We start from the raw sequence: 13,028 nt of genomic DNA, 5'->3' as shown, positions 1-13,028 counted from the left end.
TGTGTGTCAGTACTCGGTGGTGTTTGCTAATGATTTAAAAACCTGACTGTTCTCCGGGCTGGTGGTGCTTCGCCAGTGGATAACGCCAGGGGTGGTGGCCAGCTCAAACGGCTCGTCAGCGTGCGCGCGATTCAGAATGCGCGCCGCGCGCCAGGCCATCAGGCTGAGCTGGGGTTCGGCAATGCCGAGACGGTGCATCCCGGCATTCACGGCAAACAGGCGGTTGCTCTGCGGACCGTCCCATTCGAGGGTGAAATCGTTGTTGATGCAGAAGGCTTCGTCCGTATCCAGATGCAGGCGGTGAGACAGCGGCGCCAGGAACGCAGGCTGCACGGCGCGATAGCCGGTGGCAAAGATCGTCACGTCGCTCTCCAGCTGCTCGCGGCCGCCGTCGAGGTGATGCTGTATGCTCAGGCGCTGGCCGTTTTCCAGGCGCGTCAGGGCTGTCACCGAGCGGGACGGCATCAGGTGCGCCCAGGGTTTTTCACGCAGCACTTCGAAGCGGTGGTACATGGCGCGGTAAATCGCCAGCAGTGACTCGGTGGTGATGCCGTCGGAGGTCATCTTCTGCTCGTGTAGCATCTGCCGACGTGCCTCTTCACCGAGCGTGGAGAAGCTGTCCACGTACTCCGGCGTGAAATACTCGTTAGCAAAGGCGGCTTCATCCAGCGCGTTGTAGTTGTTGCGGCGCGAGACCCAGTTCAGGCTCAGCGGCTGGCCCCATTCGCCACGGAAAATATTCAGGAACAGGTCGGCGCCGCTCTGGCCGCCGCCGACGACGGTGACGCGCTTGCCCGTAAGATCCGGCGTGCGCAGCATCATCTCGCTGGCGTGGAAGCAGGTATCGTCCTGCACGGTGACGCAGTCCGGCAGGTTGATCTGCTTACCGATCCCTACGCAGACGTGGCGCGCCAGGAAGCGGTCGCGCTGGGTCACCACCTCAAACAGGCCGCTTTTCTCATCAAAGCTCACCTGCTGCACCTGCTGGCTAAAGGACAGGTTGGTGAGGTTGTCCGCCGCCCAGCACAGGTAATCGGCAAACTCTTCCCGCGAAACGGTGCGCTGTTCGGTGGTCAGGAAGCGGTAGAACTTTTTACGCTGCACCAGGTAGTTCAGGAAGCTGTGGCGGTTGGTCGGCTCCACGGCGCTGACCAGATCCTTCAGGAAGCTGGTCTGCATGTGGCAGTCCGGCACCATCATCCCCGGGTGCCAGGAAAAGTGCGGTTTGCGCTCAAGAAACAGCGAGCTAAAGCCGTCCAGCCCTTCCGCCAGCGCGGCGATGCTGAGGTTAAACGGGCCGATACCAATGCCGATGAAATCATAGGTTTTCATTGCGCTGACTCCCGGGAGGCCAGAAAAAGAGGGTTATCAAGGTCGGTGACGTAGTTCGGCAGCATGCGGCTGCCGCCGTCGTGTTCGGAGAAGGTCAGTTTGACCGGGTTGAGGATCACGCGAATAATTTGCGGCTTAAACAGGTCGAACTTCGCGAAGCGGTCGGCAAGCTCGGGGTGCGCGGCCATATAGCGGTGCAGAACCCCGGCGAGGATCTGATAGAAACGCGTTTCGCTGACGCCACTTTGCAGCGTGAGGCGTGAGATAAAACGCAGCACCGTCACAAAGTTGCCGGTTTGCAGATCGTGAATGATGTAATCCGCGCTCAGGCGCGCCGTGACGGCCTTCACCTGTTCCGGCAGGCTCTGGGCCTGAGGGAAATCTTCATCCACCAGGCGCATATCGCCCTGGAAATCTTTCAGCAGGATGCGCTGCGGGACGTAATCCTTCATCACCAGCGTCACGTTCTGCCCGTGGGCGATCAGCGCCACGCCGTAGCGGCAGAGCAGGTGATAGAACGGGATCACCGATGCCTCAAACAGTTTTTCCAGCCATGCGTCGGCGCTTAACCCGGAGCGGCTGATCCACGCGTCGATCAGCGCACACCCGGCGTTGTCTGTTTCCATTAGCGCCGCTAGCAGCACCGCCTGTTCGCCGTCCTGCAGATAGCAGGACGGGTTCTCGCGCCAGATCACGCCCAGCATCTCCTGGTAGCGATAGGGCGCTTTCGGCAATGCGGCATAACCCGGATGCGAGAGATACCCGGCAGCGGGCTCACCCAGCACCTGCGCGCCAGAGCGGGCAAGCGTGGCGTCGCTGGCGAACTGCTGCTGCAGCCAGCGCGAGGCCAGCGGCCCGGCGGCAATGTATTTGCCCGGAATACCGCGATAGCAGGAGGTGTTGTAGATTGTCAGCGGGAGCTTGATATCAAACGGCGCGCGACGGCTGGCGTTGGTGAGCGTGCGCAGGGACTGCTGCGCCAGGTACTCATCGCCAAACTCGCCCAGTTCAACCATCTCACCCCTTGCCAGCTGCGCCAGGAAATGAATGGCGATCTTCTGCTGCCACTGCCACGGGTGCAGCGGCACCGGCAGCCAGCTCTCGTCGAGACCCAGCGCCTGCCAGCGGGCGTCAAAGCGGGCGCGCTCGGCGTTGTACATGGCGCTGGCCAGCAGGGCGCTGATATCGCAATCGGCGTCGCTGCTCCAGACCAGATGCTCCCGCTGAACGGCAACCCAGTGCAGACGAAAACGTCCGCGATACTCAGGCGCGTACTGACGCAGCGCGTCCAGGCCCCAGCCGCGGCGGCCTTTGTTGAAAATAAACTTCGGGTGACCGCGCATCAGGCACTGTAATTCGTCCGGGTCGAGGTGGATCAGCGCGTCCGCGTCCAGCGCGTCACGCGCCTGCAGCAGCTGTATGTCGCCACGCAGCGTGGCGTAGAGATCTTCCATGTGCTCCGCCGTCTGCGCGTCGCTCATCTCCAGCACCTTCGCCAGCTGCAGCAGCGCGCTCTCCGCCTCCACGGCGGCACCGCTGGCGGTGGTCAGGCTGTCCGGGTCGATGTGCAACCAGCCCCAGATCCCGCGCGTGGCGCAAAACTGCCAGGACTCGTTGCCCATAGTGATGCGCCAGGCGTCAGACGCAAGCGGCTCGGCGCGCAGGGTGCGTTCATACTCCAGTTCGGCGAGGATCTTCGCCACCATCTCGCGGTTCACTTTTTCCCAGAGCGCGTTCACAGGCCCACCTCGCTGAAGAAGCGGTGACGCTGGCTCATAATGAGGCGCGAGCGTTTATGCGGGAAGTCGAACTCTTTCACCGTGTCGAAACCGGCAGAGTCCAGATGGCGGAACAGGCGCTGGTTGTCGAAGCGTGGCTCGGCGACAATCCGCGTGGTGCGCGGTTCATCGAGATACAGGTAGTGGCTCAGGCCGCGCAGCCAGCTGCGGATGTACTGCGCACCGCGCCAGTTCTCTTCGCCCACCAGCATGTGCAGCCCGCGGTCAAACGGCTGCCAGCGGTAGTGGCGGCCAATGCGGTCTTCCGCCGCCCAGTAGAGTTCAAAATAGCCGAACGGCTGGTCGTCGAAGCAGCCGATAACCGGGTAGCAGTAGGTCGAGTCGAGCTGACGGCGCAGGTAGTTTTCCTGCTCGGCCTGCGGGCCCGCCATCTCCCAGAAGGCGTTCACGCGCGGGTTGTTCATCCATTGGGTAAAGCGCTCGCCGTCCAGCGCCACGTCGGCCACGCGGAAGCTGAGGGTGCGCTTAATTTGCGGATCGTAACGGCGATACACTTCGCCCTGCGGGCGGTGAGGGCGCAGCGGGAAATACAGCTGACGGCTCTCGTCAAACTGCATTCCGCCGCTCGCCTGATGCCGTTCCCCTTTCAGCCACAGCGGCAACTGCCAGAAGGCATCGCGCGCCAGATAATCACCATGGGCCAGGCCAAACAGCGCCTGCGCCTGGGGTTCATCCTGCCAGTCCGCCCACGGTAACGTAATGCCGGTCAGCGCGGGGGCGGCCACAAACAGCTGATCCAGAGCTTCCATCAACCAGCCGTCCGGGATCCCCTTCAGACGCTCCAGCACCGCGCTGCCGTCGAGACCCAACGCCAGCGGCAGGGTGCGATCCGTTGCGGTGCAGTGAAAGCCGTAGCCGGAATGGACGATATTCGCGATAGCCATCACGCCTTCTCCTTGTAGAACGGGTTGCTAAAGTCGAAATAGATCACCGCCGGATCGGCGATGGTGTTTTCATTGCGATCGTGCAGGTAGCAGAAGAAGTTGCCTTTGCAGTTCCAGGTCGGGCTGTCGAGCACGTAGTCGAGGCAGCGGGTCTGCTTCGCCGTGCGGCGCAGTTCCGCCAGCGCGTCGCGCACCCGGGACATCAGGCTCTCCTCGCTGTCAAAACCGGCGGCAGCAAGGGCGGCGGTAACGGCAAGGGTAGAGTTCAGCAGCAGGTAGTAAGGGAAGTAGCGCAGCAGCTGGCTCTCGCCGAAGCGGTTTTCCACCTCAGTTTCGCCAGCTTCTTTCAGCCACGCGTCGGCGCTTTCGGTCCACGCGCTGCCCTGGCAGTCGCGATAGATCAGCCCGACCGGGAAATCCTGCTGCATCTCAACGAGGATATTTTGCTGGTGCGCCAGCAGGACCAGACCGTAGTCCGCTTCGGCGCTGAACAGCGGAAGCAATACGCGGTCGCAGTAGGCGTCCAGCCAGCAGCGGGCGGCCTGAGCGAGCGGTAAATTAAGACGCTCGCTCAGACGGCGCACCGCCGCAGCGAGCAGGCTGTCACCGCCGTCCGGCGCGGCCTGCGTCAGGCTCACCAGCACGTTGGTCTGGGTGTCTGGCGTATCGAACAGCAGATTAACGCGCAGGGCCATCAGGCTCTCTTCCTGAATGACGCCCCTGTCATCGCGCAGGCCCGCCCAGCCGTCTTCCTGCATCACGCGCATGGTCGGGTAGCGCGCCTGTAATTCCTGCCAGCGTTCCGTTTTTGCCAGACGCGCCAGGCGCATGCCGCGCTTCACCTCTTTCACCGACAGCGTGCGCACGGAGTTGGTCAGGCGCACGCTGAGGGAGAACTTAATCATGTCGCTGTTGGTCTCGCTGTACAGCGAGCGGGAGGAGCTGGTGGGCAGCCACTGTGCGCCCGCTTCACCCAGATCCTGCAGTGAACCGTCTTCCGCCAGACGCTGGCACCAGTCCTGCTCCAGCAGATAGTCGGCCTGCCACGGGTGCATCGGCAGCAGCCAACGGGTGTCGGTGAAGTGGCCGAGCAGCTCGGGCGCGCTCTGGGCCGCAAAGCGCAGCAGACGTTCACGCAGGGAGACGTTCAGGCTGTCGCCGGCAACGAGTGTGCTCTCAACGGCAAACCAGCGCAGCGGGAAGCGGGAGGCGAAATCAGGCAGGTAGCGACGCGCCTCGGTTTCGTTGAACGGCTCGTGCGACTTCGGTGCCGGGTGAAACGCATGGCCGACCAGCAGCGCCTGTTCCGCGTCGGCAAACGTCAGCGGCTTATCGCGCAGGGTTGCCCAGCCGTGGCGTAAATCAATCGCCTGCCAGGTGTGGACATGGCTTTCGAGAACGCGCTGCTTAAAACGCGCCAGCGTATCGGCATCCAGCGAGCCTTTTACGGACGGTTTTTCAAGAATTAAATCAACCAGTTGAGAGAATGTGACAGCGTCACTGCGGTCGCTGTTGCTCTGAATAAGCGTTGCCGGGAAGCGGTACTGATGATGCTGGGTGGGAGAGAAATACCGTACCGGCACCCGAAGCGCCTGGGTTTGGGAAAGCGGGATATGGATCTCAGATAGCGCATCCGCATCGGTAGCGGAGTGATAACGCCAGTCCTTCGTTTCGCGCAACAGGGCGTTTAAAAAACACTGGGCTGCAACGTCTGTACCGGCGGCGCGGAGCAGAGCACGCATAGATGTACCTCATTCCATGATTGATAATAATTCTCGTTATGATATTCATTCTGTTTACAGTCGCAACCATTTTTGCAATATTTGTTTTCATAAACTTCATAATTTCCACACATTTATTGACACTATGTTCACATTCTCATGCGCGCTGACTCTGAAACCTTGACGAAAAACGTCACCTCAAAAGCTAACTGGCCCCTGGCGCTATCTGCGGGTTTACTGGGCATCGGGCAAAACGGTTTGCTGGTGATGCTCCCGCAGCTGGTCACCCTGACCGGGCTGTCACTCTCGGTCTGGGCCGGGCTGTTGATGTTTGGATCCATGCTCTTTTTACCGGCATCGCCCTGGTGGGGGCGTCAGAGCGAGCGGAAGGGGTGTAAGTCCGTCATGCTGGCCTCACTAAGCGGCTATCTGGCCAGTTTTGTTGTGATGGCGCTGGTGGTCTGGGCGATGGCGGCCGGAAGGCTGGATACGGTCTGGGGGCTGGCGGGGCTTATATTCTCGCGCCTGCTCTACGGACTGACGGTCTCGGGGCTGGTGCCTGCGGCCCAGACGTGGGCGATTCAGCGTGCGGGACTGGAGAAAAGAATGGCGGCGCTGGCGACGATAAGCTCCGGCCTCAGCTGCGGGCGTTTGCTCGGCCCACCGCTGGCGGCGCTGATGCTCAGCGTTAATCCGGTGGCGCCGCTCTGGCTGATGGCGGTTGCGCCGCTTCTCGCTCTGTTGCTGGTGCTTCGCGAAGTCGCTGACCCGCCGCTGCCACCGGTAGCCCACCAGGCAACCCGCCTGCAGGCCTCCATGCTGCCGTTCCTGCTGCTGGCGCTGCTGCTAGCGGCGCTGGTGAGCCTGATGCAGATTGGCCTGTCACCGCATCTTAGCCCGCTGCTGGACGGTAACGCCCGGGAGATCAGCCATCATGTCGCGCTCCTGCTGAGCCTGGCCGCGCTGGCCACGCTCGCGGCACAGTTTCTGGTGGTCCGCCCGCAGCATTTCAGCCCGGTGACATTGCTCTGTATCGCGGCGGTGCTGATGGTGGCAGGGCTTGGGCTGATGGCTGTTGCCGGTTTAATGTTGTTCTACGTGGGGATTGTTATCACGTCACTCGGGGCGGCGATGGCCACGCCGGGCTACCAGCTTCTGCTGAACGATCGGCTGACCACGGGGAAAGGCGCGGGCGTCATCGCCACCAGCCACACGTTAGGCTACGGCGTCAGCGCACTGCTGGTGCCGGTCGTGACGCGCTTTTACGGGGAGCAGGCTTTAACGGTGGCCGCATGGGGAATGGCGCTGCTGTTTTTAGCCCTGAGCATAGGGGTATGGTCAACCGAGCGTACCCCTGCTGAAAAAGCTTAATGGACCTGGCGGGAGGAGGAATGCCCGCCAGACCCCTCATTCTGCCGCAGGCGCTGGAGCGGATCCTGCTGATAAAACTGGCAGAAACGTTGCCACAGGGCCGGGAAACGGGGTGCGAAAAGCTCTGGCGCGCTGAAGAAATACTCGGAGAGCACCGCAAAGCACTCAGCGGGGTCGGTTGCCGCATAGGCGTCAATGCTGGCCGCGCTCTCGCCCACAAGGTCTATTTCATCCTGAATGTTATCCATCGCCGCGTGCAGGTCGTGCTCCCAGCCCGCGACCTCGCGAAGCGGGATCAGCGGAACGCCGCTGGCGCGATCGCCGTTGCGGGTATCCAGCTTGTGCGCCACCTCATGAATAATCAGATTAAAGCCGGAGGCGTCGAACGAGTCCTGAATATCGAGCCAGTTGAGGATTATCGGCCCTTGCTGCCAGCTTTGTCCGGACTGCACCACGCGCTGGTTATGCACCAGCCCGATGTCGTCCTGCCATTCGTCATCCACCACGAACGGCGCGGGATAGATAAGCACTTCGTGGAAACCGTCCAGCCACTCAATGCCGAGTGCAAGCACCGGCAGACAGAACAGCAGGGCGATGCGGGCGTTTTTCAGGGGATCGAGTTCAAACCCCTGCAGTGGTACCAGGCGTTTTTGCTGCAAAAAACGATCCGCCAGTTGAACCAGCTTCGATTGTTCATCCGGGGTTAGATTAGCCAGAACAGGGATCGTCAGCGCGTCATCCCATGGCAGCGCCACATCCCGGCCAGCCTCATTCGTTTTCCAGGGCCACTTTATCATCGCTTTGCTCGCAAACTCGTCATTTGAACAAAAATGGGAAAGTCAGGTTCGGTTAAGATGCCAGAAAATCGCTCACTGCGACAAATCCAGCCTGAATAAACTATCATTTCGTACGTAGCGGTGGGTAGCGGTTTGCGGGCATCACCTTCATTTTGTGAAGTCTGTCGTGGCCTTTATCCGCAGGTGGGGTGAATTAATCAGTGCGGTATTGAAAAGATGAGCGATTTCAAAGGTAACAAGCAGGACCTGCCCAGTCGACTGTGTGTGCACTGCCAGCGGCCCATGACGTGGCGCAAGAAATGGGCGAAATGCTGGAATGAGGTTAAATACTGTTCTGAGCGTTGCCGCAGGAGCCACCGTTGACCGAGCTGCGTCTGATCCTGGGCGATCAGCTTAATCCGCATCACAGCTGGTTTGATACCTGCAGTCCGAACGTCATTTACGTGATGCTGGAACTCCGGGCAGAAACCGCCTACGTGCTTCATCACGCCCAGAAAGTTATCGCTATCTTCGCCGCCATGCGCGCGTTTGCCTCTGCATTAAAAGAGAAGGGGCATCGGGTGAGGTATGTCCGACTCTCCGACGGCTCAAACCGCGGCGCGCTGGAAGACAATCTCAACGCGCTTGTCGCGCATTACCGCGCGGACAGGGTGATATGGCAGGAGCCCGACGAATGGCGTCTTGATACGCAGCTGCAGGCGTGGGCGAAGACGGTCTCCGTTGAAACGGCCTGCGTCAGTAGCGAGCATTTTTTCACCACTCGGGAACAGGTCAGCGCGTTCTTTGCGTCACGCAAAAGCTGGCGAATGGAGTACTTTTATCGGGAAATGCGTCGTCAGCACGGCGTCCTGTTAACCTCTGAAGGCGAGCCGGAAGGGGGGAAATGGAATTTCGATGCTGAAAACCGCAAGCGCTGGTCCGGCGAGCCTCCCGCGCCGGTGGACGCGCGTCCCTGCCACGATCGTTCCGCCTTATGGGCGGAGATCCAACGCTGCGGCGTAAAGACCTTCGGCGAACCGCAGGCCGACAATTTTCGCTGGCCGCTCAACCGTGCGGAAGCCAAAGCCAGGCTGGATGATTTTATCGCGCACGTGCTCCCGCAGTTTGGAAACTGGCAGGACGCGATGCACGCGGAGGAACCTTTTCTTTTCCACTCGTTAATTTCATTCGCGCTGAACGCTAAAATGCTTAATCCGCGGGAAGTGGTCGCGGCCGCCCAGCAGGCGTGGCGTTCGGGCCACGCGCCGCTGCCTGCCGTAGAAGGGTTTATCCGACAAATTCTCGGCTGGCGGGAGTATGTGCGCGGGATCTACTGGTCGCAGATGCCGGGCTATCGGGAGCTGAATGCCTTAGACCAGCACGCCCCGCTGCCGGACTGGTTCTGGACGGGCAAGACGCAGATGCGCTGCCTGGCGCATGCCGTTGGGCAGTCGCTCACCGAGGCTTACGCCCACCATATCCAGCGCCTGATGGTCATTGGAAACTTTAGCCTGCTCAGCGGCCTGTCGCCGCAGGCGGTCCATGAATGGTATCTGGGCGTCTATATTGATGCCTTTGAGTGGGTGGAGCTGCCCAACACCCTCGGCATGAGCCAGTTTGGCGATGGCGGGTTACTGGCGAGTAAACCCTACGTCTCGAGCGCGTCATATATTCATAAAATGAGTAATTACTGTCAGGGGTGCCGGTATCAACACAACCAGCGTACCGGCGAACAGGCGTGCCCCTTCAATGCCCTTTACTGGGACTTCTTTGCGCGCAATAAGGCGCGTCTCGGTAACAATCCCCGCCTGGGCATTGTCTTTAAACAGCTAGCGGACATGACGGAAGAGGATCGGCAGGCCATTGCAGACCGCGCCGGGTACATCCGCCTGCATCTCAACGACCTCTGATCGGTATTTCAACGCCTGGGCGGTTGCGGCAGGTCAATAAGACGCTATTATTTTTGACTTTGTTGCGTATTCCCTGACAGGACATCCAGACGCTATGCCCGTGAATTTTGACCTTAACGATCTTTATGCTTTCAGAGCGTTAGTGGAATACGGTAACTTCCGTGTCGCCGCTGAATCTATCTGTTTATCCCAGTCGGCGCTGAGCCGCAGGATTGAAAAGCTGGAAGCCGCGCTGGGAAACAGGCTGTTCGATCGCACCACCCGCCGCGTGGCGCTGACGCTCTACGGACAAAACTTTGCTGAGCGCTCCGCACAGTTGCTCGACAGCGTTGAGTCAATGCTCGCGGATGTCGATAAGGCCAGTGAAGAGCGGACGGGGCTGATCACGGTTGCCACGGTACCTTCCGCGGCCTGTTACTTTATGCCTGACGTGATCCGGCGTTTTCAGTCTCGCTATCCGCGTGTTCGCATTAAGCTCATCGACAGCAGCGCGGGCAATGTCATTGACGCCGTGGCCCGCAGCCAGGCGGATTTTGGTATCTGCTTTGCAGGAAACCTGCCGTCTGAAATCGAATTTTTCCCGCTGGTGGAGGATGTCTACGTCGCGGCGTGCAGAAAGGATCATCCCCTCGCGCAGAAGAGTCACCTGACATGGAAGACGTTCTACCAGCAGGATTATATCTCCCTCGATAAAACGTCAGGCAACCGCAATCTGCTCGACCGGATGCTGGGGGATATCGTTCCCGAGCGGCCCAGTGTCTGCGAAACACGTCACGTTACCACGATGCTCGGTATGGTTGAGGCGGGGATCGGCATCGCTGCCGTTCCCGCCATGTCAATGCCGACCTCAGAGCACACGCTGTTGACGCATCTGCCGCTGATGGCGCCGGAAGTGAAACGCACCGTGGGGCTTATCCGGCGCCGGGGGCGCATCCAGTCTTATATTGCGGCTGAACTGGAAAAGCAGATCACCGAGCAGTATCGCCGGACGTAACGGGGATCATCCCCGTCTCCGTAATGACGGCCCTTGAGGGCGGTGAGGCGAGATAGGTCAACAGCGCTTTCCCCTCCCCGGGATGTTCTGCATGGCGGGTAACCGCGCCCGCGAAGCGCGTGATGTATTGCAAATTGTCAGGGATTTTCCCGACAAAGGTGACGCCCTGAACCGGCAACAGCTCGCTAACCTGCTGGAAACCGAGGGTGTATTTTCCTTTGGCCACTTCTGAGGCGACCGGAATACGCTCGACCTTTGTCGTTTTACCCGCCACCTCTTTTTCTATTCCCAGCTTTTTGAATAACGCCTGGCTGACGTACCTGCCGCTGGCGCTGTCAGAGTAGGCGATGGAGCTGGCCTGCAGCAGCGTTTCACGCAGTTTCGCATCGCTGCTGATATCCGGTACTTTCGCTCCTTTTTTTACCACCATGCCAACGGGAGAATCCGCGAGTTCCGTTCGCGAACCCGGCTGGGTCTGGCTGGCCTTTTCGAGCTTCTCCAGCGCATCGCCCACCATAATCACCACGTCGGCCTTCTCGCCGCGCGCCAGTCGGTTTGGGATCGCCTGCGGCGTATTGCCCATTGAGGGGCCGGGGATGATCACAATTTTATCCCCGGTCCGGTGTTCATATTCCGGGGCCAGCTTTTCAAGGGCGGCTTTAAAACCGCCTGAGATCATCACCTTCACGTCCTGGGCAAAGGCATTGACGCTCAGGAACGTCAGCACCAGCGCGCTGGCGGTATAGCGATAAGTGCGTTTCATACTGCCCCCTCTGACTTGACGGTGTTTTGCAGCGATACCGCGCGGCGGCGGTAGAGGTAGAGCGTCGCCAGCAGGGCACATACCGCGGCGAAGCTCATCCAGTAGCCCGGCGAGGCTTTGTCGCCGGTGTATTCAATCAGCGCGGTGGACATGACCGGGGTAAAGCCGCCAAAGACCGCCGTTGCCAGGCTGTAAGCCAGCGAGAAGCCCGCCACGCGCACTTCAGCCGGCATAATTTCCGTCAGCGCCGGGATCATTGCGCCGTTATAGAGGCCATAGAGGAAGGAGAGCCACAGCAGCACGCTCAGCATCATCGAGAAGCTGGGCGCGCTCGCCAGCAGCGTGAGGGCCGGGTAGCTGGTCGCCAGCGCCAGCAGGGTCATGGCAATCAGCACCGGCTTGCGCCCGAACCGATCCGACAGGGCACCGCCCACCGGCAGCCAGATGAAGTTAGAGATCGCCACCAGCAGCGTGACCAGCAGGCTGTCTGACGCGCTCAGCATCAGCACCTTTTTGCCAAAGGTGGGGGCGTAGACGGTGATCAGATAAAAGGCCGTGGTGGTCATCGCCACCATCAGCATGCCCGCGACCACCACCTGCCAGTTCGCGAGCAGCGTTTTAAAGACCTGACGCATCTCCAGATGATGGCGACGCGCGCTGAACTCTTCCGTCTCTTCCAGCTTGCGGCGCAGGAAGAAGATAAACGGCACGATTAAACAGCCGAACAGGAACGGGATGCGCCAGCCCCATTCGCGGATAGCGCTCTCTTCCAGCATCGCGTTCAGCGCAAAGCCCATTGCGGCGGCGACCATAATGGCGACCTGCTGGCTACCGGACTGCCAGCTGGTGTAAAAACCCTTGCGGCCCGGCGTGGCGATTTCAGCCAGATAGACCGACACGCCCCCAAGCTCCGCGCCGGCGGAAAAACCCTGCAGCAGACGGCCCGTCAGCACCAGCAGCGGCGCCCACAGACCGATGCTTTGATAAGACGGAATAAGCACGATCAGGAAGGTCCCCGCCGCCATGATGGACAGCGTGACAATCAGCCCCTTTCTGCGCCCCACCTTGTCGATATACGCGCCAAGCACAATGGCCCCGATTGGACGCATCAAAAAGCCCGCGCCGAATACGGCGAAGGTCATCATCAGCGACGCAAATTCACTGCTCGCCGGGAAGAACGTGTGGGCGATGTAGGTGGCATAGAAGCCGAACAGAATGAAATCGAATTGCTCAAGAAAGTTGCCGGACGTGACGCGAAGTATCGCGCCCGCTTTCGACCGTACGGTTGCAGGTGAGGTTGAGGAAAACATGGTTATCTCCAGTTTATTGTTGACGTTTTACGCGTCTGTTTCTGAAAACTGGATCAGGATGAGGAATTAGATAAGCGCAAATGCCGCATCGACTGATGCATTTTTTGCATGAATATAATTCGACTGATAAATACAATTAATGGCAACAATAACTTAACAAACCGTTGG

11 protein-coding genes are annotated in these 13,028 nt (G+C 60.0%); 4 read left to right on the top strand and 7 right to left on the bottom strand.

The annotated features are described in order from the left end of the window. Nucleotides 1-6 precede the first annotated feature (6 nt). Genes V1572_RS17250 through V1572_RS17235 form a run of 4 tightly spaced genes read right to left on the bottom strand, consistent with a single transcriptional unit; the run spans nucleotide 7 to nucleotide 5,757 of the window. Nucleotides 7-1,332 (bottom strand): SidA/IucD/PvdA family monooxygenase, encoded by a 1,326-nt coding sequence (locus tag V1572_RS17250; RefSeq protein ID WP_325841182.1) that lies wholly within the window; start codon nucleotides 1,330-1,332, stop codon nucleotides 7-9. Continuing rightward, the gene (gene iucC, locus V1572_RS17245) at nucleotides 1,329-3,071 is read right to left on the bottom strand and encodes an aerobactin synthase IucC (protein WP_395299410.1); all 1,743 of its coding nucleotides are present in this window, start codon (nucleotides 3,069-3,071) and stop codon (nucleotides 1,329-1,331) included. The genes V1572_RS17250 and iucC overlap by 4 nt, the downstream gene beginning before the upstream one ends. Beyond that, entirely contained in the window at nucleotides 3,068-4,015 is a 948-nt protein-coding gene (locus V1572_RS17240; RefSeq protein WP_196346873.1) for a GNAT family N-acetyltransferase, read from the bottom strand. The genes iucC and V1572_RS17240 overlap by 4 nt, the downstream gene beginning before the upstream one ends. Beyond that, nucleotides 4,015-5,757: an IucA/IucC family siderophore biosynthesis protein gene (locus tag V1572_RS17235; protein ID WP_196346874.1), complete on the bottom strand. Its 1,743-nt coding sequence runs from the start codon at nucleotides 5,755-5,757 to the stop codon at nucleotides 4,015-4,017. Before V1572_RS17235 ends, V1572_RS17240 begins: the two co-directional genes overlap by 1 nt. Nucleotides 5,758-5,895: 138 nt before the next feature. Here V1572_RS17235 and V1572_RS17230 point away from each other — a divergent pair, with 138 nt between their 5' ends. Then, the gene (locus V1572_RS17230) at nucleotides 5,896-7,107 is read left to right on the top strand and encodes an MFS transporter (protein WP_395299409.1); all 1,212 of its coding nucleotides are present in this window, start codon (nucleotides 5,896-5,898) and stop codon (nucleotides 7,105-7,107) included. Here the strand turns inward: V1572_RS17230 and mtfA are convergent. Beyond that, entirely contained in the window at nucleotides 7,104-7,904 is an 801-nt protein-coding gene (gene mtfA, locus V1572_RS17225; RefSeq protein WP_069718948.1) for a DgsA anti-repressor MtfA, read from the bottom strand. The genes V1572_RS17230 and mtfA overlap by 4 nt on opposite strands. 216 nt (nucleotides 7,905-8,120) lie before the next feature. Here mtfA and V1572_RS17220 point away from each other — a divergent pair, with 216 nt between their 5' ends. From V1572_RS17220 to V1572_RS17210, 3 genes are all read left to right on the top strand, one after another. Beyond that, nucleotides 8,121-8,267 carry a DUF2256 domain-containing protein gene (locus V1572_RS17220; RefSeq protein ID WP_071530926.1) on the top strand — a complete coding sequence of 49 codons (147 nt, stop codon included), beginning with the start codon at nucleotides 8,121-8,123 and terminating at the stop codon, nucleotides 8,265-8,267. Continuing rightward, on the top strand, nucleotides 8,264-9,793 hold the full coding sequence (locus V1572_RS17215) for a cryptochrome/photolyase family protein (protein WP_069718949.1): 1,530 nt from the start codon (nucleotides 8,264-8,266) through the stop codon (nucleotides 9,791-9,793). The genes V1572_RS17220 and V1572_RS17215 overlap by 4 nt, the downstream gene beginning before the upstream one ends. Nucleotides 9,794-9,887: 94 nt before the next feature. Continuing rightward, the gene (locus V1572_RS17210) at nucleotides 9,888-10,787 is read left to right on the top strand and encodes a LysR family transcriptional regulator (protein WP_045908141.1); all 900 of its coding nucleotides are present in this window, start codon (nucleotides 9,888-9,890) and stop codon (nucleotides 10,785-10,787) included. Here V1572_RS17210 and V1572_RS17205 read toward each other — a convergent pair. Further along, a complete protein-coding gene (locus tag V1572_RS17205) occupies nucleotides 10,762-11,550 on the bottom strand; it encodes a substrate-binding domain-containing protein (protein ID WP_069718950.1) in 789 nt (262 codons plus the stop codon). The genes V1572_RS17210 and V1572_RS17205 overlap by 26 nt on opposite strands. Next, nucleotides 11,547-12,860, bottom strand: coding sequence for an MFS transporter (locus V1572_RS17200; protein ID WP_395299408.1), 1,314 nt, complete (start codon nucleotides 12,858-12,860; stop codon nucleotides 11,547-11,549). Before V1572_RS17200 ends, V1572_RS17205 begins: the two co-directional genes overlap by 4 nt. Between the last annotated feature and the right edge of the window lie 168 nt (nucleotides 12,861-13,028).

The organism is Enterobacter quasiroggenkampii (assembly GCF_043972695.1).
GTDB classification, from domain to species: Bacteria; Pseudomonadota; Gammaproteobacteria; order Enterobacterales; family Enterobacteriaceae; genus Enterobacter; species Enterobacter quasiroggenkampii.
Note: the sequence above shows the minus strand (reverse complement) of the source record. Positions and strands in the feature narration are given on the sequence as shown.